This window comes from Pseudomonas sp. R1-18 (assembly GCF_051132095.1).
Taxonomy (GTDB): Bacteria; Pseudomonadota; Gammaproteobacteria; order Pseudomonadales; family Pseudomonadaceae; genus Aquipseudomonas.
The window spans coordinates 493,440-515,404 of record NZ_CP071658.1; the positions used below are offsets into that span (position 1 = coordinate 493,440).

18 protein-coding genes are annotated in these 21,965 nt (G+C 59.4%); 3 read left to right on the plus strand and 15 right to left on the minus strand.

Annotated elements, in window-relative coordinates; translation table 11 throughout:
* Nucleotides 1–427: 427 nt before the first annotated feature.
* From rpoD to rpsU, 3 genes are all read right to left on the minus strand, one after another.
* Nucleotides 428–2,275, minus strand: a complete 1,848-nt coding sequence (rpoD, locus tag J3P77_RS02210; protein ID WP_434679322.1) for an RNA polymerase sigma factor RpoD — start codon at nucleotides 2,273–2,275, stop codon at nucleotides 428–430.
* A 67-nt stretch (nucleotides 2,276–2,342) separates the two neighbouring features.
* On the minus strand, nucleotides 2,343–4,298 hold the full coding sequence (gene dnaG / locus J3P77_RS02215; RefSeq protein WP_434679324.1) for a DNA primase: 1,956 nt from the start codon (nucleotides 4,296–4,298) through the stop codon (nucleotides 2,343–2,345).
* A 454-nt stretch (nucleotides 4,299–4,752) separates the two neighbouring features.
* Nucleotides 4,753–4,968: a 30S ribosomal protein S21 gene (rpsU, locus tag J3P77_RS02220; RefSeq protein WP_002551877.1), complete on the minus strand. Its 216-nt coding sequence runs from the start codon at nucleotides 4,966–4,968 to the stop codon at nucleotides 4,753–4,755.
* 198 nt (nucleotides 4,969–5,166) lie between these two features.
* Between rpsU and tsaD the strand changes: the two genes are divergently transcribed.
* A complete protein-coding gene (gene tsaD / locus J3P77_RS02225; protein ID WP_434679326.1) occupies nucleotides 5,167–6,192 on the plus strand; it encodes a tRNA (adenosine(37)-N6)-threonylcarbamoyltransferase complex transferase subunit TsaD in 1,026 nt (341 codons plus the stop codon).
* A gap of 45 nt (nucleotides 6,193–6,237) precedes the next feature.
* On the opposite strand, the gene plsY is transcribed toward tsaD, so the two are convergent.
* The gene (gene plsY / locus J3P77_RS02230; protein ID WP_434679328.1) at nucleotides 6,238–6,807 is read right to left on the minus strand and encodes a glycerol-3-phosphate 1-O-acyltransferase PlsY; all 570 of its coding nucleotides are present in this window, start codon (nucleotides 6,805–6,807) and stop codon (nucleotides 6,238–6,240) included.
* A gap of 74 nt (nucleotides 6,808–6,881) precedes the next feature.
* Between plsY and folB the strand changes: the two genes are divergently transcribed.
* Nucleotides 6,882–7,235 (plus strand): dihydroneopterin aldolase, encoded by a 354-nt coding sequence (gene folB, locus J3P77_RS02235; RefSeq protein WP_434679330.1) that lies wholly within the window; start codon nucleotides 6,882–6,884, stop codon nucleotides 7,233–7,235.
* Complete coding sequence (gene folK / locus J3P77_RS02240) at nucleotides 7,226–7,753, plus strand: 2-amino-4-hydroxy-6-hydroxymethyldihydropteridine diphosphokinase (RefSeq protein ID WP_434679331.1); 528 nt, start codon at nucleotides 7,226–7,228, stop codon at nucleotides 7,751–7,753. Before folB ends, folK begins: the two co-directional genes overlap by 10 nt.
* Nucleotides 7,754–7,815: 62 nt before the next feature.
* Here folK and J3P77_RS02245 read toward each other — a convergent pair whose 3' ends face one another.
* The 11 genes from J3P77_RS02245 to J3P77_RS02295 all read right to left on the minus strand — a co-directional run bounded on the left by J3P77_RS02245 (nucleotide 7,816) and on the right by J3P77_RS02295 (nucleotide 21,923).
* Nucleotides 7,816–9,045 (minus strand): multifunctional CCA addition/repair protein, encoded by a 1,230-nt coding sequence (locus tag J3P77_RS02245; protein WP_434679333.1) that lies wholly within the window; start codon nucleotides 9,043–9,045, stop codon nucleotides 7,816–7,818.
* A gap of 98 nt (nucleotides 9,046–9,143) precedes the next feature.
* The gene (locus J3P77_RS02250) at nucleotides 9,144–10,703 is read right to left on the minus strand and encodes a SpoVR family protein (protein ID WP_434679335.1); all 1,560 of its coding nucleotides are present in this window, start codon (nucleotides 10,701–10,703) and stop codon (nucleotides 9,144–9,146) included.
* Nucleotides 10,700–11,971: a YeaH/YhbH family protein gene (locus tag J3P77_RS02255; protein WP_434679336.1), complete on the minus strand. Its 1,272-nt coding sequence runs from the start codon at nucleotides 11,969–11,971 to the stop codon at nucleotides 10,700–10,702. The genes J3P77_RS02250 and J3P77_RS02255 overlap by 4 nt, the downstream gene beginning before the upstream one ends.
* A 133-nt stretch (nucleotides 11,972–12,104) precedes the next feature.
* Nucleotides 12,105–14,027, minus strand: coding sequence for a PrkA family serine protein kinase (locus J3P77_RS02260; protein WP_434679337.1), 1,923 nt, complete (start codon nucleotides 14,025–14,027; stop codon nucleotides 12,105–12,107).
* Between the two features lie 283 nt (nucleotides 14,028–14,310).
* Nucleotides 14,311–14,631: a thiosulfate sulfurtransferase GlpE gene (gene glpE / locus J3P77_RS02265; RefSeq protein ID WP_434679339.1), complete on the minus strand. Its 321-nt coding sequence runs from the start codon at nucleotides 14,629–14,631 to the stop codon at nucleotides 14,311–14,313.
* A 20-nt stretch (nucleotides 14,632–14,651) separates the two neighbouring features.
* Nucleotides 14,652–15,524, minus strand: a complete 873-nt coding sequence (locus J3P77_RS02270; RefSeq protein ID WP_434679341.1) for a symmetrical bis(5'-nucleosyl)-tetraphosphatase — start codon at nucleotides 15,522–15,524, stop codon at nucleotides 14,652–14,654.
* Nucleotides 15,524–15,904 (minus strand): Co2+/Mg2+ efflux protein ApaG, encoded by a 381-nt coding sequence (apaG, locus tag J3P77_RS02275; RefSeq protein ID WP_434679342.1) that lies wholly within the window; start codon nucleotides 15,902–15,904, stop codon nucleotides 15,524–15,526. Before apaG ends, J3P77_RS02270 begins: the two co-directional genes overlap by 1 nt.
* A 116-nt stretch (nucleotides 15,905–16,020) precedes the next feature.
* Entirely contained in the window at nucleotides 16,021–16,827 is an 807-nt protein-coding gene (rsmA, locus tag J3P77_RS02280) for a 16S rRNA (adenine(1518)-N(6)/adenine(1519)-N(6))-dimethyltransferase RsmA (RefSeq protein WP_434679343.1), read from the minus strand.
* Nucleotides 16,824–17,813 carry a 4-hydroxythreonine-4-phosphate dehydrogenase PdxA gene (gene pdxA, locus J3P77_RS02285; protein ID WP_434679345.1) on the minus strand — a complete coding sequence of 330 codons (990 nt, stop codon included), beginning with the start codon at nucleotides 17,811–17,813 and terminating at the stop codon, nucleotides 16,824–16,826. The genes rsmA and pdxA overlap by 4 nt, the downstream gene beginning before the upstream one ends.
* Entirely contained in the window at nucleotides 17,810–19,132 is a 1,323-nt protein-coding gene (locus J3P77_RS02290) for a peptidylprolyl isomerase (RefSeq protein ID WP_434679346.1), read from the minus strand. The genes pdxA and J3P77_RS02290 overlap by 4 nt, the downstream gene beginning before the upstream one ends.
* A complete protein-coding gene (locus tag J3P77_RS02295; RefSeq protein ID WP_434679347.1) occupies nucleotides 19,113–21,923 on the minus strand; it encodes an LPS-assembly protein LptD in 2,811 nt (936 codons plus the stop codon). The genes J3P77_RS02290 and J3P77_RS02295 overlap by 20 nt, the downstream gene beginning before the upstream one ends.
* Between the last annotated feature and the right edge of the window lie 42 nt (nucleotides 21,924–21,965).

Below are 21,965 nucleotides of genomic sequence, written 5' to 3' on the forward strand. Positions count from 1 at the left end.
CAATACCCGAGGGGGGCCAAGTCGAGGTCTGGACTTCACCGCATTGACTGTTTTTTTCGAGACGTCTTCACATCTGCTGAATGCACGTTATTGCGCAACTGCTCAGGCAGGGTTTCTTTCAGGAATGACACATAGTTGTAGGTCAATTTGCGAGGCTTTGCCGTTCCAGCGACGACTGACAGGGGGGTGGATTCGATGAGCCAGGTCGAATGGCACCCGATGCCGTACGGTCGATGGCGCGCGGCATGGAGCGATCTCCAGGGTTGCGGGCGACTCGTCCAATATAGACCCGCCACAGCATTTCAGAGGTCAATTTAGCGTTGGCGTAGGAAATTTTTTGCCCAGGACGGGCGGGGCGCTCTGGCGCAGCATTCGCCAGAAAAGCAAAACCCCCGGAAAGCCGGGGGTTCTGGAGTTGCTTGCTCGATTACTCGTCAAGGAACGAGCGCAGGTGCTCGCTTCTTGTCGGGTGGCGCAACTTGCGTAGCGCCTTGGCTTCGATCTGACGGATCCGCTCGCGGGTAACGTCGAACTGCTTGCCGACCTCTTCCAGAGTGTGGTCGGTGTTCATGTCGATACCGAAACGCATGCGCAGAACCTTGGCTTCCCGAGCGGTAAGGCCCGACAGCACTTCGCGCGTCGCTTCCTTCAGACTTTCAACCGTGGCGACATCGATTGGCGACTGCATGGTCGAGTCTTCGATGAAGTCACCCAGATGCGAGTCTTCGTCATCACCGATCGGGGTTTCCATGGAGATCGGCTCTTTGGCGATCTTGAGTACCTTGCGGATCTTGTCCTCAGGCATTTCCATGCGCTCGCCCAACTCTTCCGGAGTAGGCTCGCGACCCATTTCCTGCAGCATTTGCCGGGAAATACGATTCAGCTTGTTGATCGTCTCGATCATGTGCACCGGAATACGGATGGTGCGTGCCTGGTCGGCAATCGAGCGAGTGATCGCCTGACGGATCCACCAGGTGGCATAAGTCGAGAACTTGTAGCCGCGACGGTATTCGAACTTGTCCACCGCTTTCATCAGGCCGATGTTGCCTTCCTGGATCAGGTCGAGGAATTGCAGGCCGCGGTTGGTGTACTTCTTGGCAATGGAGATCACCAGACGCAAGTTCGCTTCGACCATCTCTTTCTTCGCGCGGCGGGCCTTGGCCTCACCGATCGACATGCGACGGTTGATGTCCTTGATCTCGGCGATTTTCAGGCCGGTTTCTTCTTCGAGCGCGGTCAGCTTCTGCTGGCAACGCTGGATGTCAGGCTGCAGGCGACCGATGGCTTCGGCGTATTTGCTCTTGCCTTTGGCCAGCGATTCGGTCCAGCTCTGGTCGACTTCGTTACCAGGGAACTGGCGCAGGAAGTCGGCACGTGGCATGCGAGCATCACGCACGCAAAGCTGCATGATGGCGCGTTCCTGGGCGCGGAGGCGGTCCAGGGCGCTGCGTACACGTTCTACCAGGCCTTCGAACTGCTTGGGCACCAGCTTGATCGGCATGAACAGCTCGGCCAGCGCAGCCAGCTCGGCAATGGCATGCTTGTCGTCTCGACCAAACTTCTTCAGCGCCTTGCGGGTGATCTCCATCTGCTCGGCAACTGCGCCGAAGCGCTGCTGAGCGATGACCGGATCCGGACCGCTTTCGGTTTCTTCTTCATCGTCGGCGTCGGCCGATTCTTCCTCGTCGTCGTCAGCGTCGTCAGCCTTGACTGTTTTCGGATCGACAGGAGGAGGAACTTCCGCAGGCGGCGCAATGCCGTCATCCGGATCGATGTAGCCGCTCAATACGTCGGACAGGCGGCCACCTTCGCTGGTAACCCGCGTGTATTCGGAGAGGATATGGTCAACCGTGCCAGGGAAGTGCGCGATAGCGCTCATCACTTCACGGATACCTTCTTCGATACGCTTGGCGATTTCGATCTCGCCTTCACGGGTCAGGAGCTCAACGGTACCCATTTCCCGCATGTACATGCGAACGGGATCGGTGGTGCGTCCGATGTCGGTTTCAACCGCTGCCAGTGCTGCGGCCGCTTCTTCCGCGGCTGCCTCATCGGTATCGGCATCGGCCAGCATCAGGGCGTCTGCATCCGGAGCACTCTCGTGTACCGGGATCCCCATGTCGTTAATCATGCGGATAATGTCTTCCACCTGCTCCGGATCTGAAATATCCTCAGGCAGGTGGTCGTTGACCTCTGCGTAAGTCAGATACTTCTGCTCACGGCCCAGAGTAATCAACTCTTTGATACGAGACTGCTGTTGCGCTTTTCCGGACATAACACCCTATCCACTGAAGGTCTTGGCGGGCAAAAAACAAGCCGAGGATTATACCCGAGCTAGGACCTCACGCGCCAGTTGAGGTCGGGTTTTGTGCAGAAACATCGCGATTTAGCAGCTTGAGCAACAGAGCTTTTTCTTCTGTCGTCAAACCGGTTTGACGTTCCTTGCTGATCAATTGATCGAGGCTCCGCTCGCGTTGGCTCGCCGATAACCTAGTTATAGTGTCGAAAAACTGTTGTTCAAGGTTGTCGGCCTCGATCAACCATTCCTTCTCTGCCAATGCGCGCAGCAACCGGCCCTGTTCGGTGCCATGCCAACGCGCTATCAACTGTAACGACCGAAGGTTCGGATTCTTTTGCCTCGCCTCGATCAATGCGACCAGCAATTGTGCCTGTGCATGGTCTTCTGCGGCGAAATGGCTTGCATTCTCGACCTTTTCGGCCAACTCGGGGTGATGCAGCAGCGTCCGTAGCGCCGCTTGCATCGGCGGTTCGACCGCTGTCGGGACGCGAGGCGCGCGAGGCTCGAAGTCCTGGCGCTTGCCTTTTTTGTCCCAGGGCTTCTTGTCCCATTTCTTCTGATTCGGACCGCCGGTTTTCTTCGGCGTCCATTCCTGTTGCGCTTCGTAGCCGCCGTGCTGTTGATAATCGGCAAAATCGGGGGCTGCATCGTAATCGATATACGGGTCGTAGCCGGGTGGTGCGTCGGCGGGTGCGCTCTGGACCAGCTGGTTGACTGCGTCACCACTCAGGCCGGTGATCTCGCTCAGCCGCTGGCGCATCAGGGTGCGCAGATTGGCGCCCGGCACCTTGTCGATCAGCGGAGCGGCCAGCGTCGCCAGGTGCGCCTTGCCTTCCAGCGAGCGCGGGTCCGCCTCTTTGGTCAACTGCTCGAAGAAGTAATCGGCCAGCGGCTGGGCGTGCTGGTTGATGCGCGCCTTGAACGCATCCGTGCCTTCGGAGCGCACCAGGGTATCCGGGTCCTCGCCTTCGGGCAGAAACAGAAACCGTGCACGTCTGCCGTCCTGCAGGCTGGACAGCGTTGCTTCCAGCGCGCGCCATGCGGCGTTGCGGCCTGCCTGGTCGCCGTCGAAACAGAACAGCACGCTCGGGACCACTCGGAACAGCCGTTTCAGGTGCTCTTCACTGGTTGCGGTGCCCAACGTGGCCACGGCATTGCGCAGACCTTGCTGAGCCAGCGCGATGACGTCCATGTAGCCTTCGACGACGATGATTTCGTCGAGATTGCGATTGTACTTGCGTGCCTCGAACAGCCCGTAAAGCTCCTGGCCCTTGTGGAAAACCGGAGTTTCCGGGGAGTTCAGGTATTTGGGCTTGTCGTCGCCCAGCACTCGGCCGCCGAACGCGATGACCCGTCCGCGCGAATCGCGAATCGGGAACATCACACGATCACGGAAGCGGTCGTAGCGCTTGCCGGTCTCGGCATTCTCGATCAGCAGGCCGGCGTCGATCATGACCTTCTGTTGAAGCGTGTCGCTGCTCAGGTGCTTGTACAGGTTGTCCCAGCCGGGCGGCGCAAAGCCAAGCCCGAAATCCCGAGCGATTTCACCCGACAGGCCTCGGCCCTTCAGATAGTCCACCGCAGCCTTGCGCGCCGGGTGGCTTTTCAGTGCCTGACGATAGAACTCGGCCGCCGCCGTCAGTAACGGATAGAGCGGGGAGTCAGTAGGCTGCCGAGGCTTCTGGCCTTTGACGCCTTGCTCGCGCGGTACTTCCATGCCCGCTGCCTTGGCAAGGTCCTCGACCGCCTGGGGAAAATCCAGGTTGTCGTGGTCCATGATGAAGCCAAGGGCGTTGCCGCCTGCGCCGCAGCCGAAGCAGTAGTAGAACTGCTTGTCGGGGCTGACGCTGAACGAAGGCGTTTTCTCTTTGTGAAACGGGCAGCAAGCGGTGAAGTTCTTGCCCGCTTTTTTCAGCTGCACACGCGAGCTGACTACATCGACGATGTCGGTGCGGTTCAAAAGGTCGTCAATGAAGCTCTGGGGTATCAGCCCGGCCATGGCGTTCTCGTCATCAGGCGTATCGCGAAAGTATCGTGGTGACTCTACGAGTCTCGCGTCAGGCTGTCAGCCGTCTTTTTCAGATGAAGTGGCGACAGGCGAGCGTACACATGGATATATGGACACGTTCGTCGACCGGGCGATGGCTTCGAGAAAAACAAGCGACACGGAGTCTCGCGAATTCACGCCAGAAGTGTCACGGGAGACGCTGCCTTGGCTGAGTTTCTTGCGAAAGTCATCAAGGCATACTCGTCTTGCACATCGATCGTCATGCTTGTCCGGGCGGACGTGACCGATATCGCCTGGAAACAGGCTGGACGTGCTTTGACGGACTCGGCCATTGTCGCGTCTGCGACCCGGCAGGATCAGTCAATCAAGCGTGATGCTGAAACTGCAACTGCCGACAGCCCGGCTGTGAGCCGGGCAAGGCAGAAGCTTGCGACGTCAGACTGTATTAGTACAGACGAACGGCGCGGCGCTGTTCGCGCTGGACTTTCTTGGCGTGACGCTTGACAGCAGCAGCTGCCTTACGCTTACGCTCGGAAGTCGGCTTCTCGTAAAATTCGCGGCTACGAACTTCAGCCAGAACACCGGCTTTTTCGCAGGAGCGCTTGAAACGACGCAGAGCTACGTCGAAGGGTTCGTTCTCTTTAACTTTGACGGCTGGCATCCAGAGCTACCTTCATTCATTACCGGGGTCGACGCTCTATGCAAACACTGCACAAAAGTACGTCGGTTTTTAAGGGTTGCGGATGTTAACCCCTCATTGAGAGGAATGCAAAGCCTCTGATCGAAAACCGCTGGTCGGCGCCTTGGGTGACGACTATCATGCGCGCCTTCAAATCTGCCCCCTACAAGGCGCAAACCCATGTTAGTACTGGGATTAGAAACTTCCTGCGACGAAACCGGCGTCGCGCTCTACGACAGCGAACGCGGTCTGCTGGCTGATGCATTGTTCAGCCAGATCGACCTGCACCGGGTCTATGGTGGCGTGGTCCCCGAGCTCGCCTCGCGCGATCACGTGAAGCGCATGCTGCCCTTGATTCGCCAGACTCTGGCGGAAGCGGACTGCGTTGCCACCGACATCGACGCCATCGCCTATACAGCCGGGCCTGGCCTGGTCGGCGCGTTGCTGGTCGGCGCATCCTGTGCGCAGGCTCTGGCATTCGCCTGGGATATCCCGGCGCTGGGCGTGCATCACATGGAAGGCCACCTGCTGGCGCCGATGCTGGAAGAACAGCCGCCGCAGTTCCCGTTCGTCGCTTTGCTGGTTTCCGGTGGCCACACGCAGCTGGTTCGCGTCGATGGCATCGGCCGTTACGAGCTGCTGGGTGAGACGCTGGATGACGCCGCCGGTGAAGCGTTCGACAAGACCGCGAAAATGATGGGGCTGCAATACCCTGGCGGTCCGGAGATTTCCAGGCTGGCTACGCAAGGAGTGGCCGGGCGTTTTTCATTTCCGCGTCCCATGACCGATCGTCCCGGCCTGGATTTCAGTTTCAGCGGCCTGAAGACATCGGCCCTCAACACCTGGCAGCAGTGCCAGAGCGCCGGGGACGACAGCGAGCAAACCCGTAGCGACATCGCTCTGGCCTTCCAGCAGGCGGTGGTGGACACTCTGACCATCAAATGCAAGCGCGCGCTGAAGCAGACCGGCCTCAAGAGCCTGGTCATCGCTGGCGGGGTGAGCGCTAACAAGGCACTGCGCCTGTCACTGGAAAGCATGCTTGGCGAGTTGCGCGGCAACGTCTACTACGCGCGTCCGGAGTTCTGCACCGATAACGGCGCGATGATCGCTTTTGCCGGTTGTCAGCGTCTGCAGGCCGGGCAGAAAGAAGATCTGGGCATCAGCGTCCAGGCGCGCTGGCCAATGGAGCAACTGCCGGCGATCTGAGCGGTTCGGGGTGTCGGGCGGCTTGAGCGGTTTTCAGTCAGGTCTTCAGAAATGCCGTTCGCGCCCGGCGAGCAGGTCGCGTAGATTGCCACGGTGGCGCCAGACGATCAGCAAGGTCAGAACGGTCATCGGCAGCAAGGCGCGAGGTTCCTGCCAGGCTAACAAGGGCAAGGTCAGCGGCGTGGCGATCAAGGCGGCGAGCGAGCTGGTCCGGGTCAGGTAGAACGTCAGCAGCCAGGTTATTACCGCAAGCGCCGCAGCAGGCGGGTAAAGGGCCAGAAGCATGCCGGCCGCTGTCGCGACGCCCTTGCCGCCCTTGAAACGGAAGTACAGCGGAAACATGTGGCCCAGGACCGCGCAGACGCCGATCCAGGCCTGTTGCATCGGGTCGAGGCCGCACAGGTTGGCGAGCAGGACGGGAAGCAGGCCTTTGCAAAGGTCGCCGAGCAAGGTCAGCACAGCCAGTCGCTTGCCGGCCAGGCGCAACATGTTGGTGGCACCGGCATTGCCCGATCCGCTGACACGCGGGTCCGGGCTACCGGTCAGACGGCTGAGCAGGATGGCGAACGAAAGTGAGCCAAGCAGGTAGGCGAAAGCCGCCAGTAACCAAAACATGCTAACCATTCCGGGCGAGGATGCCCTGATTCTAACGGCGCATCGCGCCCTTGTCGTGCAGTGGAGAGTAGGGCTTGGACAGAGTTTTCATCGACGGACTCGAGGTCGATACGGTGATCGGCGCTTACGACTGGGAGCGCGGCATTCGCCAGTGCCTGCGTCTGGATCTGAGTTTCGCCTGGGACAACCGGCCCGCCGCCGCGGGTGATGACCTGAGCAAGGCACTCGACTACGCAAGCGTTTCGACACGGATTCAGGCCTTCGCCGAACAGGCGCAGTTCCAGTTGGTGGAAACCTTCGCCGAGCGTCTTGCCGAAGTCCTGATGAGCGAGTTCGCGATCACCTGGATGCGCCTGAAAGTGACCAAGCCCGGTGCCGTTCCAGCCGCTGCCGGCGTGGGTGTGGAGATTGAGCGCGGATGTCTCTGACCCGGATCTTCCTGGGGCTCGGAAGTAATATCGAGCGCGAGAAGCACTTGCATGCGGGGCTCGATGCCTTGGATACCTTTCTGAGCGACCTGAGCTGCTCGCCGGTTTTCGAGAGTCATCCGGTGGGCATCAAGAGTGGCCCGTTCTTCAATCTGGTGGTTTCGGCGCTGACCGACCTGCCGTTGATGGAACTGGATCGGCGCCTGAAATTCATCGAAGCCGACAACGGCCGTTACGCCCCGGACCGCAAAGGTCTGCCGCTGGATATCGATGTACTGCTCTACGACGAGCAGGTGGGTAATTTCGACGGCCTGATCCTGCCCCGCGCCGAAATCCTGAAGAATGCTTTCGTGCTGTGGCCGCTGTCGCTGATCGCGGCGGATCGCCTGCATCCTGGCGTCGGTGTGCCCTTTGGCAGGCTCTGGGCCGAGGCGCAGATCGATCAACAGCTCTGGCCGGTGAGCTTCGAATGGCGGGGCGTGCAACTGACGCCGTCTGAGTTGCTCGCTTCGCGGTAAAGCCCGGCCCATGTGGGAGCGAAGCGGGTGGCGCTCCCACGGGTCTGACTTACAGGCCGGTCTCAGGCGTTGTACTCAGCCTTGTAAATCTTGAGCGCGTCCAGTCGCTCGCTTTTCAGCGCGTTGCCCAGATCCTGGCCTTGTAAACCTTTCTCCAGCAACGGTTGCACCGAGACCGCCCGTGCGGCTTGCGCCGCGCCGCGCAGGTACTCGGCCTGTGGGTAGCTGCGTTGCTCGAAACCGTCGCGCCCTCGGGCGTCCATCTCGCACGCGGCAATGAACTCCTCAAACCGCTGCGGCCGACGGTACACGTCGAAGCTGTGAAGCAGGTCCAGCAGCGTCGAAGGCTTCAATTCCAGAGCCCGGTGCCCGTGCGTGTGATACTGGCCGACCAGCAGCGCCAGCTCCTGACACTCCCTGGGCACCCGGAAACGTTCGTTGACGGCTTTTATCGAGCGCAGGCCGGTGTGCTCATGAGCGATGTGTTGTGGCCATTCGGATTCAGGGGTCAGCCCCTTGCCCAGATCGTGGAGCAGGCAGGCCCAGCGCACGCTCAACGGATGCTTGTGCAGCGCTGACTGACCCAGCACGCTGAGTACATGCAGGCCGGTGTCGACTTCAGGATGATGCGCCGGCGGCTGGGGCACGCCAAACAAGGCGTCGACTTCCGGCAGCAGCTCCTTCAGCGCGCCGCATTCGTGCAGGACTCGAATGAACACCTGAGGCTGCTCTTCCATAAGCGCACGGGAAATTTCCTTCCAGCTGCGCTCCGGCGTCAGTGCCTTGAGTTCCCCTGATTCACTAAGCTGTCGCATCAGCTGCAACGTCTCGGGTGCAATGCTGAAACCCAGCGGTGCGTAACGCGCCGCAAAGCGTGCGACACGCAAGACTCGGAGCGGATCTTCGGCGAAAGCGGGGGAAACGTGACGCAGAATTCGCGATTCCAGATCTCTCAGGCCGCCGTATGGATCAATCACGACGCCCTGCGTATCCTCGGCCATCGCATTGATGGTCAGGTCGCGGCGAATGAGGTCATCTTCGAGGGTAACGTCAGGGCTGGCGTGAAAAACAAACCCGCCGTAGCCGACGCCGCTCTTGCGCTCTGTGCGAGCCAGCGCGTATTCCTCGCCCGTCAGCGGGTGGAGAAACACCGGAAAGTCAGTGCCGACAGGGCGATAGCCCTTGATCAGCATTTCGTCGGCGGTGGCACCGACCACTACCCAATCGATGTCGGTAACGGGTTGCCCCAGCAGACGGTCACGAACGGCACCGCCAACTTTATAAATCTGCATAAAAGAACCTCCGTGAGCACGACAGGATAAACCTTGTCTCGCCCTCGCGGAGGTTAAAACCGAACCACGTACTTTAAATACCGCCAGTGCTCACATGGTCACAGGTGAACAACCGCCAGATCGAGCCGCGGATATTCGCTGCCAGCATGTTCGCCACGAGGCGGAACATGATGGGTCTTGACTACTTGGTCTCCCTGCAGGGTTTCCAGATGAATGTCGAAACCCCATAGACGATGCAGGTGCTTGAGCACCTCGTCGGTGGAGTCGCCCAGCGGCTTACGATTGTGCTGTTGATGGCGCAAGGTCAGCGAACGGTCGCCGCGGCGGTCGATGCTGTAGATCTGAACGTTGGGTTCGCGATTGCCCAGGTTGTACTGCGCCGCCAGTGTCTCGCGAATGGTGCGATAGCCTGACTCGTCATGGATGGCCGGGACCAGCAGATCCTCTTTCTGATCGTCGTCGAGGATGCTGAACAGCTTCAGGTCGCGAATGACCTTCGGCGACAGGTACTGCAGGATGAAGCTCTCATCCTTGAAGCTCGACATGGCGAATTTGACAGCAGTCAGCCAGTCGGTACCTGCGATATCCGGGAACCAGCGACGATCCTCCTCGGTGGGGTGCTCGCAGATGCGCCGGATGTCCTGATACATGGCGAAGCCCAGCGTGTAAGGGTTGATGCCGCTGTAATACGGGCTATCGAAACCAGGCTGATAAATCACACTGGTATGCGATTGCAGGAATTCCAGCATGAAGCCATCGGTAACCAGGCCTTCGTCGTACAGATCATTCATCAAGGTGTAGTGCCAGAACGTCGCCCAACCCTCGTTCATCACCTGCGTCTGACGCTGTGGATAAAAGTACTGCGCGATCTTGCGTACGATCCGCACCACTTCGCGTTGCCAGGGTTCCAGCAGCGGGGCGTGCTTCTCGATGAAATACAGAATGTTTTCCTGTGGCTCGGCGGGGAAGCGGGCGCTGTCTTCCTTGCCCATCTTGTCAGCGCTCTTGGGGATGGTGCGCCACAGGTCGTTGATCTGCCGCTGGAGGTGTTCCTCCCGATCCTTCTGGCGGCGCCGCTCTTCCTCGGCCGAAATAGGGTAGGGGCGCTTGTAGCGGTCCACGCCGTAGTTCATCAACGCGTGGCAGGAGTCGAGCAAGTCCTCCACAGCGTCGATACCGTGGCGCTCTTCGCATTGCATGATGTACTGCTTGGCGAACACCAGGTAATCGATGATTGAACTGGCGTCTGTCCAGGTGCGGAACAGGTAGTTGCCTTTGAAAAAGCTGTTGTGCCCGTAGCAGGCATGCGCCACCACCAGAGCCTGCATACAGATGGTGTTTTCTTCCATCAGGTAAGCGATGCACGGATCCGAGTTGATCACGATCTCGTAAGCAAGGCCCATCTGGCCTCGGGTGTAGGACTTCTCAGTACTCAGGAAGTGTTTGCCGTAGGACCAATGGTGGTAACCCAGCGGCATGCCGACCGACGCGTACGCGTCCATCATCTGCTCGGCGGTGATCACTTCGATCTGGTTGGGATAGGTATCCAGGGCATAACGCTCGGCAATGCGACTGATTTCCTTGTCGTAAGCCTGGATCAGTTCAAAGGTCCACTCTGAGCCCGTGGACAGGGGCTGGCGCTGCTCTCTAGCGGTCATGACACTAACCTGCGCTGGAAGAGTTCACGGAATACCGGGTAGATATCACTGGCAGACACCAGTTGCTGCTGGGCGAACGTGTCGGCGAACTGCTCACCGATGCGTTCATACTCGAACCAGAGCGCCTGATGCTCGCGCGGAGTGATCTCCACGTAGGTGTAATACTGCACGAACGGCATGATCTGCTTGGTGAGGATATCCCGGCAGATCGGCGAGTCATCGTTCCAGTTGTCGCCGTCCGACGCCTGGGCGGCGTAGATGTTCCACTCGTTGGCCGGGTAACGCTCGGCCATGATCTCCTGCATCAGTTTCAACGCACTGGAAACGATGGTGCCGCCGGTCTCGCGCGAATAGAAAAATTCCTCTTCGTCGACTTCCCGGGCACTGGTGTGGTGGCGGATGAACACCACTTCGATTTTGTCGTAATTACGTTTCAGAAACAGATACAGCAGGATGAAGAAGCGTTTGGCGACGTCCTTGGTGGCCTGGGTCATGGAACCCGAGACGTCCATGAGGCAGAACATGACCGCCTTGGAACTCGGGTTGGGCTGTTTGACCAGCAGGTTGTATTTGAGGTCGAACGTGTCCAGATACGGAACCCGGCGGATGCGTGCGCGCAACCGCTCGATCTCGACTTCCAGTTCCTGGATATCGCCAAAGTTGTCCGGCTCTTCACGTTTGAGTCGCTCAAGTTCGCTGACCGCTTGCTTGAGCTTGGCACGGCTGCTGCCGGACAACGCAATACGCCGCGCGTGGGCCGAGCGCAGCGTTCGAATGATGTTGATGCGAGAAGGGTTGCCTTCATTGCTGATGCCGGCACGCACCGTCTTGAAGGTGTCGGTGCCGGTCAGGTTGCGTTTGACCAGGTTGGGCAGTTCGAGGTCCTCGAACATGAATTCGAGAAACTCTTCCTGGGTGATCTGGAAGACAAACTCATCCATGCCTTCGCCGGAATTGCTCGCCTTGCCCGGCCCTTTGCCTCCGCCGCCACCTTGTGGTCGGGGGATGTGCTCGCCGGTGGTGAATTCCTTGTTACCAGGATGGACCACGGTCTGTTTGCCGCCGCGACCATGATGCAAAACCGGCTCGTCGATATCCCGGCCGGGAATGCTGATCTGTTCGCCATGTTCCATGTCGGTGATGGAACGGCGGCTGACGGCTTCTTCCACTGCCTTCTTGATGTGATCACGGTAACGCCGCAAAAAACGCTGACGGTTCACCGTGCTCTTGTTCTTGCCATTGAGACGTCGGTCGATCACATAGCTCATAGGCCCTCCGGGCAGCTCCGAGTTACAGCTTCAAGCCGCCAGCTTGAAGCTCAAAGGCAAGCGGTGGCACAACAGCACCTCAGGCGCGCCGTCCGGCCCGCCTGAGGCTTGCAACTTGCCGCTTGCTGCTGCCTTACTGCGACTTGCGAACGCGCAGATACCACTCGGAGAGTAGACGCACCTGCTTATCGGTGTAGCCCCGTTCGACCATTCGAGTGACGAAGTCGTTATGTTTCTGTTGATCCTCTTTGCTGGCTTTGGCGTTGAAGCTGATGACCGGCAACAGGTCTTCGGTGTTAGAGAACATTTTCTTCTCAATCACCACCCGCAGTTTTTCGTAACTGAGCCAGGTCGGATTCTTGCCGTTGTTGTTGGCGCGGGCGCGAAGCACGAAGTTGACGATCTCGTTACGGAAGTCTTTGGGGTTGCTGATTCCAGCTGGCTTCTCGATCTTCTCCAACTCCTCGTTGAGCGCCACGCGGTTGAGGATCTCGCCGGTTTCCGGATCACGATATTCCTGGTCCTGAATCCAGAAGTCCGCGTACAGCACATAGCGGTCAAAGATGTTCTGCCCGTACTCACTGTACGATTCCAGATAGGCCGTCTGGATTTCCTTGCCGATGAACTCGATATAGCGCGGCGCCAAGTATTCCTTGATGAACCGCAGATAACGCTCGCGGGTTTCGGCCGGGAACTGCTCCTGCTCGATCTGCTGCTCCAAAACATAAAGCAGATGGACCGGGTTGGCGGCGATCTCGTGGGGGTCGAAGTTGAAAACCTTGGAGAGGATCTTGAACGCAAAGCGTGTGGACAGACCGTTCATGCCTTCGTCGACCCCCGCGCTGTCGCGGTATTCCTGGATGGACTTGGCTTTCGGGTCGGTGTCCTTGAGGTTCTCGCCGTCGTACACGCGCATCTTGGAGTAGATATTGGAGTTCTCCGGCTCCTTGAGGCGTGACAGCGTGGTGAACTGCGCCAGCATTTTCAGTGTGTCGGGCGCGCAGTGCGCCTTGGACAGCGAGCTGTTGAACAGCAGCTTGTCGTAGATCTTGATCTCATCGCTGACGCGCAGGCAATACGGCACCTTGACGATGTAGATACGGTCGATGAAGGCTTCGTTGTTCTTGTTGTTGCGGAAGCTATGCCATTCCGATTCGTTGGAGTGCGCGAGCAGAATCCCGGTGAAAGGAATTGCCCCCAGACCTTCGGTACTGTTGTAGTTCCCTTCCTGAGTGGCCGTCAGCAACGGGTGCAAGACTTTGATGGGCGCCTTGAACATCTCGACGAATTCCATCAGGCCCTGGTTGGCCCGGCACAGTGCGCCCGAATAGCTGTAAGCGTCGGCGTCGTTCTGTGGGTATTCTTCGAGCTTGCGGATATCGACCTTGCCGACCAGAGCGGAAATGTCCTGGTTGTTCTCATCACCAGGTTCGGTCTTGGCTACAGCGATTTGATTGAGAATCGAGGGATACAGCTTCACAACTTTGAACTGACTGATATCGCCCCCGAACTCAGCCAGACGCTTGGTCGCCCAGGGCGACATGATCGTGCTCAAGTAACGTCGGGGAATACCAAAGTCCTCTTCGAGGATCGCGCCGTCTTCGCTGGCGTTGAACAGCCCTAGCGGCGACTCGAAGACCGGTGATCCCTTGATGGCGTAGAACGGGACCTTTTCAATCAGTTGCTTGAGCTTTTCAGCCAGCGAGGACTTGCCGCCGCCAACCGGGCCGAGCAGATAAAGGATTTGTTTCTTCTCTTCCAGACCTTGAGCGGCATGGCGGAAATACGAAACGATCTGGTCGATGCATTCTTCCATGCCATGGAAGTCCGCAAAGGCCGGATAGCGACGTATCACTTTGTTGGAAAAGATTCGCGACAGCCTGGAATTGGTCGACGTATCGACCAGCTCCGGTTCGCCAATAGCCAGCAGCAGACGCTCTGCTGCCGAGGCGTATGCGCTGCGATCCTGTTTGCAGAGCTCAAGGTACTCCTGTAACGAGAGCTCTTCCTGACGTGTGGCTTCAAAGCGTTGTTGGAAGTGGCTAAAAATACTCATGACGTCACCTCGCTCGATACGTAGAGCCGGCAGCGGATCGTCAGTCGATGCTGGCAGCAGCTGAGTATCCAGATGCTGTTACCCCCCAGAACACCATAAGTAACTACCGATGACCCACGCGCCGGTGTACCGGCTCTCCCCTGATTACGGATGGCCTGTCGCTAAGGATAGTTCGGTTTCTGAAAGATAAAGGCAGGATGAGCGAGAAGTAGCGCGGACCGTTCGTCACTTTCGGCGCGAGCCCGCGTGGCACGCGGGATCGAACGTCAGAAAATTTTTTCGCTCAGCCTTGTGCAGTTTCGTCTGGATAGGTAGCGCGCCAGAGCTCGAAACCGCCATCCATGCTGTACACCTCGGAGAAGCCCTGGCCGACAAGGTAGGCTGCCGCGCTCTGGCTGGAGTTGCCGTGGTAACAGACCACCACCAGCGGTTTGTCCAGATCGGCATTGGCGATGAAGTCCGCCAGCGAGTGATTATCCAGATGCAGCGAGTCAGGAATATGACCGCTTTCGAACGTTTGCGGATCGCGCACATCGACCAGCACGGCACCTTGCTCGCGCAGGGCGTGGGCCTCTTGTGGAGGAATGCGTTTGAAGTCTGTCATCAGAGGCTCCCGGTTGAAAGTTAATGCCGGACCACAGAGGTCTGGGTCGAAGAAATATCGGGCGATGTCGCCTTGCCCTGGGGGGTGCAGTCGCACTGATGCCGCTCGAACGTGTCGAGATTGAGCATGGTCAGCGAGCCGCCCCAGACGCAGCCGCTGTCGAGTGCATAGACGTCTGGCTCATCGCAGCGCCCTTCAAGGGCTGCCCAATGGCCGAAGACGATCTTCACGGATTTGGTCTTGCGCTGCTTGTGGCTGAACCACGGCGCGTAGCCAGGCGGCGCCGTTTCGATCCCTTCCTTGGCCTTGAGATCGAGCTTGCCATCGCGGTTGCAGAAACGCATTCGGGTGAAATAGTTGGTGATGACCCGCAGTCGCGTGACGCCCCGCAGGTCACCGCTCCACTTCGCCGGTTCGTTCCCGTACATGCCATTGAGGAACGGCTCGATCAATGCGTCATCGCGCAATGCGGCCTCGACCTCACCGGCGTATTTGAGGGCCTTTTTCAATGACCACTGCGGTGGAATCCCGGCATGTACCATGGCCACATTGCGTTCTGCGTCATAGTGCATGAGCTTCTGTTGGCGAACCCAGTCCAGCAGTTGGTCGCGGTCCGGTGCCTGCAGAATGTCGTCCAGCGTGTCGCCTTTCTTCAGCCGGTCGATCTTGCGTGAGGCAGCCAGCAAGTGCAGGTCATGGTTCCCCAAAACACAGATCACCGAATCCCTGATGCCATACAGGTAACGCAGGGTTTCGAGCGACTCAGGGCCGCGGTTGACCAGATCGCCAACCAGCCACAGGCGATCCCTGGCCGGATCGAAGCTGACGTGTTCAAGCAGGCATTTCAACGGTTCCAGGCAACCTTGCAGGTCGCCGACTGCGTAATCCGCCATCAGTGGAGCGCACCCGGTACTGCGAGACGAAAGGGTGCGATGACCGCGTCGAAGCGCTTACCGTCTTCGGCGAGCATCTGATAGGTGCCTTGCATGTTACCGACCTTGGTCGTCATCACCGTGCCGCTGCTGTAAGTGTGGCTCTGGCCTGCCTGAATCAGCGGCTGTTGCCCGACAACACCTTCGCCGCGTACCTCCTCGACATGGCCGTCGCCATCGGTGATGACCCAATGGCGAGACAGCAGCTTGGCTGGCAACTGGCCGTTGTTCTGCACCGTGATGGTGTAGGCGAAAGCGAAGCGGCTCTGCTCGGGCTGCGACTGTTCTGCGAGAAAGCGGGTGACGACGCTGACGTCGACCTGATAACGGGAATCGGACATGCAGTAGGCCTTGGAAGCTATGGCGAAACAACTGGGGCGCGCCCCGGAACGCTCAGTCTAGGACAAGTCGACGGAAAATGACTAATTGCCAGCCGCCGTCGACCTGTCTCCAGGCGTCACTCCGACGCTGTTTTCTCGCTCAATTTGTCGGCCAGACGCACGAACGCGGCCAGATCCAGCTGTTCGGGACGCAGGCTGCCGTCTACGCCGGCGGCTGTGATGTCCTCGGCGCTGAGCAAAAGTTTCAAAGTGTTGCGCAGGGTCTTGCGGCGCTGGTTGAAGGCCTCGCGAACGATGCGCTCCAGCAGGCGATGATCCTTGGCCGGATGAGGCAGCGTTTCGTGCGGCACCAGACGGACAATCGCCGAGTCGACTTTGGGCGGGGGATTAAATGCACCCGGGCCGACGTTGAACAGATGTTCCACGCGGCAGTGGTACTGAACCATGATCGACAGACGGCCCCAGTCACCGCCGCCCGGACCTGCAGCCAGACGCTCGACCACTTCCTTTTGCAGCATGAAATGCATGTCGCGGATCAGACTGGCGTTCTGCAGCAGATGGAAGATCAGCGGCGTGGAAATGTTGTATGGCAGGTTGCCGACCACGCGCAGCGTATGGGGCTCGGCACCCAGGCTGTTGAAGTCGAACTTCAACGCGTCGCCCTGGTGCAGATTGAAGTTCGGCTTGGTCGCGAACTGGGCGTTGAGGATCGGGATGAGGTCTTTGTCGAGCTCGACCACGTCCAGACGCGCGCCGCTGTTCAGCAGGCCTTCGGTCAGAGCGCCCTGGCCCGGCCCGATTTCCAGCATGCGGTCTTCGGGTCTGGCACGAATGGCACGCAGGATCTTGTCGATAACGCCCGCGTCGTGCAGGAAGTTCTGCCCGAAGCGCTTGCGCGCCCGGTGCTGGTATTGCTCGGTCATGAATGAGTCTCGGCCATCTGGTAGGCGGTTTGCAGAGCGACCTGCAGGCTTCCGGTGTCGACGTTTCTGGTACCGGCCAGATCCAGCGCGGTGCCGTGATCGACGGAGGTCCGGATGATCGGCAGCCCGAGCGTCACATTGACCGCGGCACCGAAGCCTTTGTACTTCAGCACCGGAAGGCCCTGGTCGTGATACATCGCCAGCACCGCATCGCAGTGCTCCAGATATTTGGGGGTAAACAGAGTGTCGGCGGGCAGCGGGCCGCGCAGATCAAGGCCCTCGCTGCGCAGACGCTCCAGGGTAGGTTCGATGATGTCTATTTCTTCGCGGCCCAGATGCCCGCTTTCGCCTGCATGCGGATTGAGGCCGCAAACCAGAATGCGCGGGTGAGCAAGGCCGAACTTGTTGACCAGATCCGCGTGCAGGATACGCGTCACACGTTCCAGCCGGTCTGCTGTGATGGCGTCGGCCACGTCACGCAAGGGCAGGTGAGTGGTCACCAGTGCCACGCGCAGACTGCCGGTCGCCAGCATCATCACGACTTGCTCGGTCCGGGTCAGCTCGGCCAGAAATTCGGTGTGCCCGGAAAACGCGATACCGCCGTCGTTGATCACGCCCTTGTGCACAGGGGCGGTGATCATTGCGGCGAAGCTTCCATCCAGGCAGCCTTGTCCGGCGCGTGTCAAAGTCTGCAGGACAAAGGCAGCGTTAGCCTTGTCCAGCTTGCCGGCCACCACTGGAGCCGCCAACGGCGTGTCCCATACGTACAGGCTTCCAGCGGGCGCCGGAGCATCGGGAAACGCGTCGGGAGTCACAGTCAGCAGGCGGACGTCCACGCCCAGCTGCGCGGCCCGCTCTGCGAGCAGGTCACGGCTGGTTATGGCAATCAGAGGATAAGGCTGGGGTTGCGTGGCGAGCAGCAGGCAAAGGTCAGGACCTATGCCGGCCGGCTCGCCGGGTGTCAGTGCGAAACGCCTGGGTTTCACTGGGCAGCCTGTGGCGCGCCAGGGAGTTTGATTTCGACGTACGCTTCGTCACGGATCTGACGCAACCAGGTTTGCAGCTCTTCGTCGTACTTGCGGTTACGCAGCACGGTCAGCGCCTGCTGGTCGCGAGCCTGACTGGTGGCGTCGGTGGCGCGGCGGCCAATGACTTCGAGAACGTGCCAGCCGTAGGCGGTCTTGAACGGCTTGGACAGCACGCCCTGAGGGGTCTGCGCCATGACTTCACGGAACTCGGGAACCAGAGAGTTGGGATCTACCCAGTTCAGGTCGCCACCGTTGAGTGCCGAGCCCGGGTCTTCCGAAAAGCTCTTGGCCAGCTCGCCGAAGTCTTCGCCGTTCTCGATACGGTCATAGAGCTTTTCCGCGAGGCGACGGGTTTCTTCTTCGCTGCGGATTTCGCTTGGCTTGATCAGAATGTGACGGACATGAACTTCGTCACGCATCTGGGCCTGACCCTGACCACCGCGTTTTTCCAGCAGCTTCAGGATGATGAAGCCGCCTGGAGTCCGCGCGGGCGGCGTAACGTCGCCTACCGGCATCGAGCTGAGCATGTCGCCGAAAGCAGGGGGCAGTTGAGCCGCCTTGCGCCAGCCCATGTCGCCGCCTTCCAGTGCGCTTTCGCTCGCCGATTTGGCAATAGCCATCTGGGCGAAATCAGCGCCTTTCTTGAGCTGAGCGTAGATGTCCTGTGCCTGACGTGCCGCCGCCTGGATCGCGTCCGAGGACGCGCTGTCCGGAGTGGCGATCAGGATGTTGGCCAGGTGGAATTCTTCGGACAGCTGAGCCTGACCCTGGCCGGAAGCCAGGAAGTTTTTGACTTCCTGCTCGGACACCTGGATACGCTCGGCGACGCGACGCTGACGTACGCGGCTGATGACCATTTCACGACGAACCTGCTCGCGGGCGTCGTTATAGGACACGCCGTCATGCGCCAACGCGGCGCGGAACTGTTCCACGCTCATGTTGTTGCGCTGAGCGATAGTGCCGATGGCCTGGTTCAGCTCTTCATCCGTGATACGAATGCCGGAGCGTTCGCCAATCTGCAGCTGCAGGTTTTCCAGAATCAGGCGATCCAGAACCTGCGGCTGCAGTGCTTCGGCAGGCGGAGTACCGCCGCCACGCTTGGCAATGGTTTGCTGAACTTCACGAACGCGCTGGTCCATCTGGCTTTTCATGATCACGTCGTTGTCGACGATGGCCACTACGCTGTCCAGAGGTTGAACCGCTGCATGCACGGCGCCGCTCAGGAGTAACGCGCCCAGCATCAGCGGGCGCAGACAATCAGAAAGCTTGGTCTTCACGTTCACGATAACCTTGGATGCCTTGGTCGAGGAAACTCTCTACTTTGGCGCCGGTAACGCCGCCGAGTCCTTTCAACACAATTTGTAGGAATATGCCGCGGTCGCCTTTTTCGTTCTCAGGCGCGTCCTGGCTGAACTCGTCATAGTCAATCCAGTAACGGTTGATCAGGCGCAGTTTCCAGCAGCAGTTGTCGTATTCGAAACCACCAAAGGCCTCAATGGTACGGTCGCGGTTGTAGTCATACTGCCAGCGGCTGATAAGGCTCCACTGCGGCACGATAGGCCAGATGACCGAGAAGTCGTGCTGCTGGATCTTGTAGTAATCCTCGACGTAGCCCGGTTGACCTGGCGTACCGTAGTCACCGCCGCCCACAGTCCACCGACCGGTGGTCTGGTCGTAACGTACCTGGTCGTTGCGATAGCGGTAGCCGGCGTTGATCACCTTGCCTGGGTTGTCTTCCGGCTGGTAATGGAACATCGCGCTACCCGAACGGGTGCTGTGGCTGTCCGGGTCCCAGTTGAAGTCGGAACTCAGACGCCAGTCGCGGTTGAAGCGATATTCGTATTCCAGTGCGTAAGGCGAGACGTTAGCCTGGGCATCATCTCGATCAGCAAACTCGATGCCAGGCAACTGCACCTTGCGATCAGCAAAGTAAATGGCCTGACCGATGCTGAAGCGCTGACGCTCGAAGCCGTTTTCTTCGATCCAGCGGTTGGTAATGCCCAGCGACAGTTTGTTTTCGTCGCCGATGCGGTCCGAGCCGGAGAACCGGTTGTCGCGGAACAGCGACGCGTAGCTGAACGTGCTTTCGCCGGTGTCGAATACCGGGATGTCGTCCTGGTCCTTCTCTGGAACATAGAGATAGAACAGGCGCGGCTCCAGGGTTTGGCGATAATCCTTGCCGAACCATTGAGTGTTGCGATCGAAATACAGACCGCTGTCCACGCTGAAGATCGGCACGCTGCGATTCACGCTGCTGTCGAACTGACCGCCCGCAGCCAGCAAGTCCCGCTTGCCTCTGCCGTCAAGGTCCAGATCATACTGGGTGTAGGCGTACTTCAGCTTCGGCGTGAGGAACCCGTAGGTCCAGTTCATCGGCAGGCTGATGGATGGAGCCAGATTGAGTCGGGTACCGTTCGCACGGTCCAGGCCTGAAATGTTTTCGTCCAGGCGCGTTTCGCCTACTGGAAACCCGTTCGCGTCGAACGGGCCGCCGTTCTCATCAAAGTAGTTCCCCGTTCTGAGATCACGCTCGAAACGTACCAGCTCGGTCTGGTAGTCGAAGCGCAGGCCAGCCGGATTGAACGGCAGCGTGCCGTCCAGTGCCAGCTGCGGCATGCGGTCGTACGGTGTAATCCGGGTCACGGTCGCCAGCTTGTATGCCTGAGCGTTGACCAGTGCGCGGAAATTATCGCCACGATAGGTCAGAGAGCCCTGCTGGTTGACGTAGTCGGTGCTGGTGACGCCGATCTGGTCGGTTTCGAGATCCTGGAAGTAGTACGGATCGCTGATGTCGGTGTAGTCGACCTTGGCCAACCAGCGCGAATCCAGGCCGCTCACGTGCTGCCAGTTGATCATCCAGCGCTTTTCTTCGTAATCGGACTGCAGCTTGCGTTCGTCTTCCTCATCGTTGAGGTAAGCGCCGCCAATCTGACCTTCACTGCTTTCGGTCAGATAACGGAATTCGCCTTCCATCAACAGGCCGCGCTTGGTCATGTAGCGCGGATACAACGTGGCGTCGTAGTTGGGCGCCAGGTTGAAGTAGTAAGGCGTGACCAGCATCATGCCGGTGTCGGTGCTGGTAGAGATCGACGGTGGCAGGAAACCGGACTGGCGACGGTCATCGATCGGGAAATAGATATACGGTGTATAGAACACCGGCACATCCTTGACCCGCAGGGTGACGTTGGTCGCGGTGCCGAAACCGGTGGCCGGGTTCAGCGTGATGTTGTTGCCTTTCAGCGTCCAGGCGTTGCTGCCTGGTTCGCAGGACGTGTAAGTACCGTCCTTGAGGCGGATGATCGCGTTTTCGGCACGCTTGGCGTACAGGGCGTTACCGCGGATATTCGACTTGTGCAGGACATATTCGGCGTTATCGACACGGGCTTCGCCGGTATCGAGTTGCAGTTCTGCCTTGTCGCCGACGATCAGAGCGCCGTTGTCGCGCAGACGGACATCGCCGTTCAGCTCGCCACGGTTCTCGGCCTGATGCAGCGCGGCCTCCTGGGCCTGAACCTGCATGCTGCCCTGACGCAGTACGACGTCACCAGCCAGGGTCGCCACTTGGGCTTCCTGCTCGTAACGCGAAGCCTTGGCGCCGATGAACATCGGCGCTTCGTTCATCGGGGTCTTGTCGTCCATGCCTGGGCGGATCGGTTCGACATAAGCGCCCGAGCAGTACGGGCCGGTTTCGGCCAATTGTGCGGGGGTGAGCTGTTCACGAGGAACCCAATCGAGGTGGCTGTAGTCAGCACTACGCGACTTCAGGCCTTTGCCCTTGGCTTCGGTAACCAGCTGAGTGGTTGCCACGGGCTGTTCGCCAGCCACTACGGTGTCCGAAACCACGGTGCCGTTCGAGCTGACCGACGTCGCGCTGTGCACGGGACGTGGCGGCAGCTGCGCGGCGGCACTGGCCTTCGGCGCACAGTTCCAGGCACCCGAAGCAGAGACTGAGCAGTCATACTGTTCCGCGGCTACCACGAACTGGGTGGCCAGAGGTTGCATCGCCAGCAAACTGCCGGTTACGAGCAACGGAAATTTTTTACGAAACGCGGGGGATTTCAATGCCATCTTATTAGTCCGGGCTTCCTGCGCGCCATCTGCCCGCGGGGG

Bases quoted from the DNA above. Each gene is read 5' to 3' on its own strand.
- rpoD (WP_434679322.1), bottom strand. From the start codon at position 2,275: ATGTCCGGAAAAGCGCAACAGCAGTCTCGTATCAAAGAGTTGATTACT.
- dnaG (WP_434679324.1), bottom strand. From the start codon at position 4,298: ATGGCCGGGCTGATACCCCAGAGCTTCATTGACGACCTTTTGAACCGC.
- rpsU (WP_002551877.1), bottom strand. From the start codon at position 4,968: ATGCCAGCCGTCAAAGTTAAAGAGAACGAACCCTTCGACGTAGCTCTG.
- tsaD (WP_434679326.1), top strand. From the start codon at position 5,167: ATGTTAGTACTGGGATTAGAAACTTCCTGCGACGAAACCGGCGTCGCG.
- plsY (WP_434679328.1), bottom strand. From the start codon at position 6,807: ATGTTTTGGTTACTGGCGGCTTTCGCCTACCTGCTTGGCTCACTTTCG.
- folK (WP_434679331.1), top strand. From the start codon at position 7,226: ATGTCTCTGACCCGGATCTTCCTGGGGCTCGGAAGTAATATCGAGCGC.
- J3P77_RS02245 (WP_434679333.1), bottom strand. From the start codon at position 9,045: ATGCAGATTTATAAAGTTGGCGGTGCCGTTCGTGACCGTCTGCTGGGG.
- J3P77_RS02250 (WP_434679335.1), bottom strand. From the start codon at position 10,703: ATGACCGCTAGAGAGCAGCGCCAGCCCCTGTCCACGGGCTCAGAGTGG.
- J3P77_RS02255 (WP_434679336.1), bottom strand. From the start codon at position 11,971: ATGAGCTATGTGATCGACCGACGTCTCAATGGCAAGAACAAGAGCACG.
- J3P77_RS02260 (WP_434679337.1), bottom strand. From the start codon at position 14,027: ATGAGTATTTTTAGCCACTTCCAACAACGCTTTGAAGCCACACGTCAG.
- glpE (WP_434679339.1), bottom strand. From the start codon at position 14,631: ATGACAGACTTCAAACGCATTCCTCCACAAGAGGCCCACGCCCTGCGC.
- J3P77_RS02270 (WP_434679341.1), bottom strand. From the start codon at position 15,524: ATGGCGGATTACGCAGTCGGCGACCTGCAAGGTTGCCTGGAACCGTTG.
- apaG (WP_434679342.1), bottom strand. From the start codon at position 15,904: ATGTCCGATTCCCGTTATCAGGTCGACGTCAGCGTCGTCACCCGCTTT.
- rsmA (WP_434679343.1), bottom strand. From the start codon at position 16,827: ATGACCGAGCAATACCAGCACCGGGCGCGCAAGCGCTTCGGGCAGAAC.
- J3P77_RS02295 (WP_434679347.1), bottom strand. From the start codon at position 21,923: ATGGCATTGAAATCCCCCGCGTTTCGTAAAAAATTTCCGTTGCTCGTA.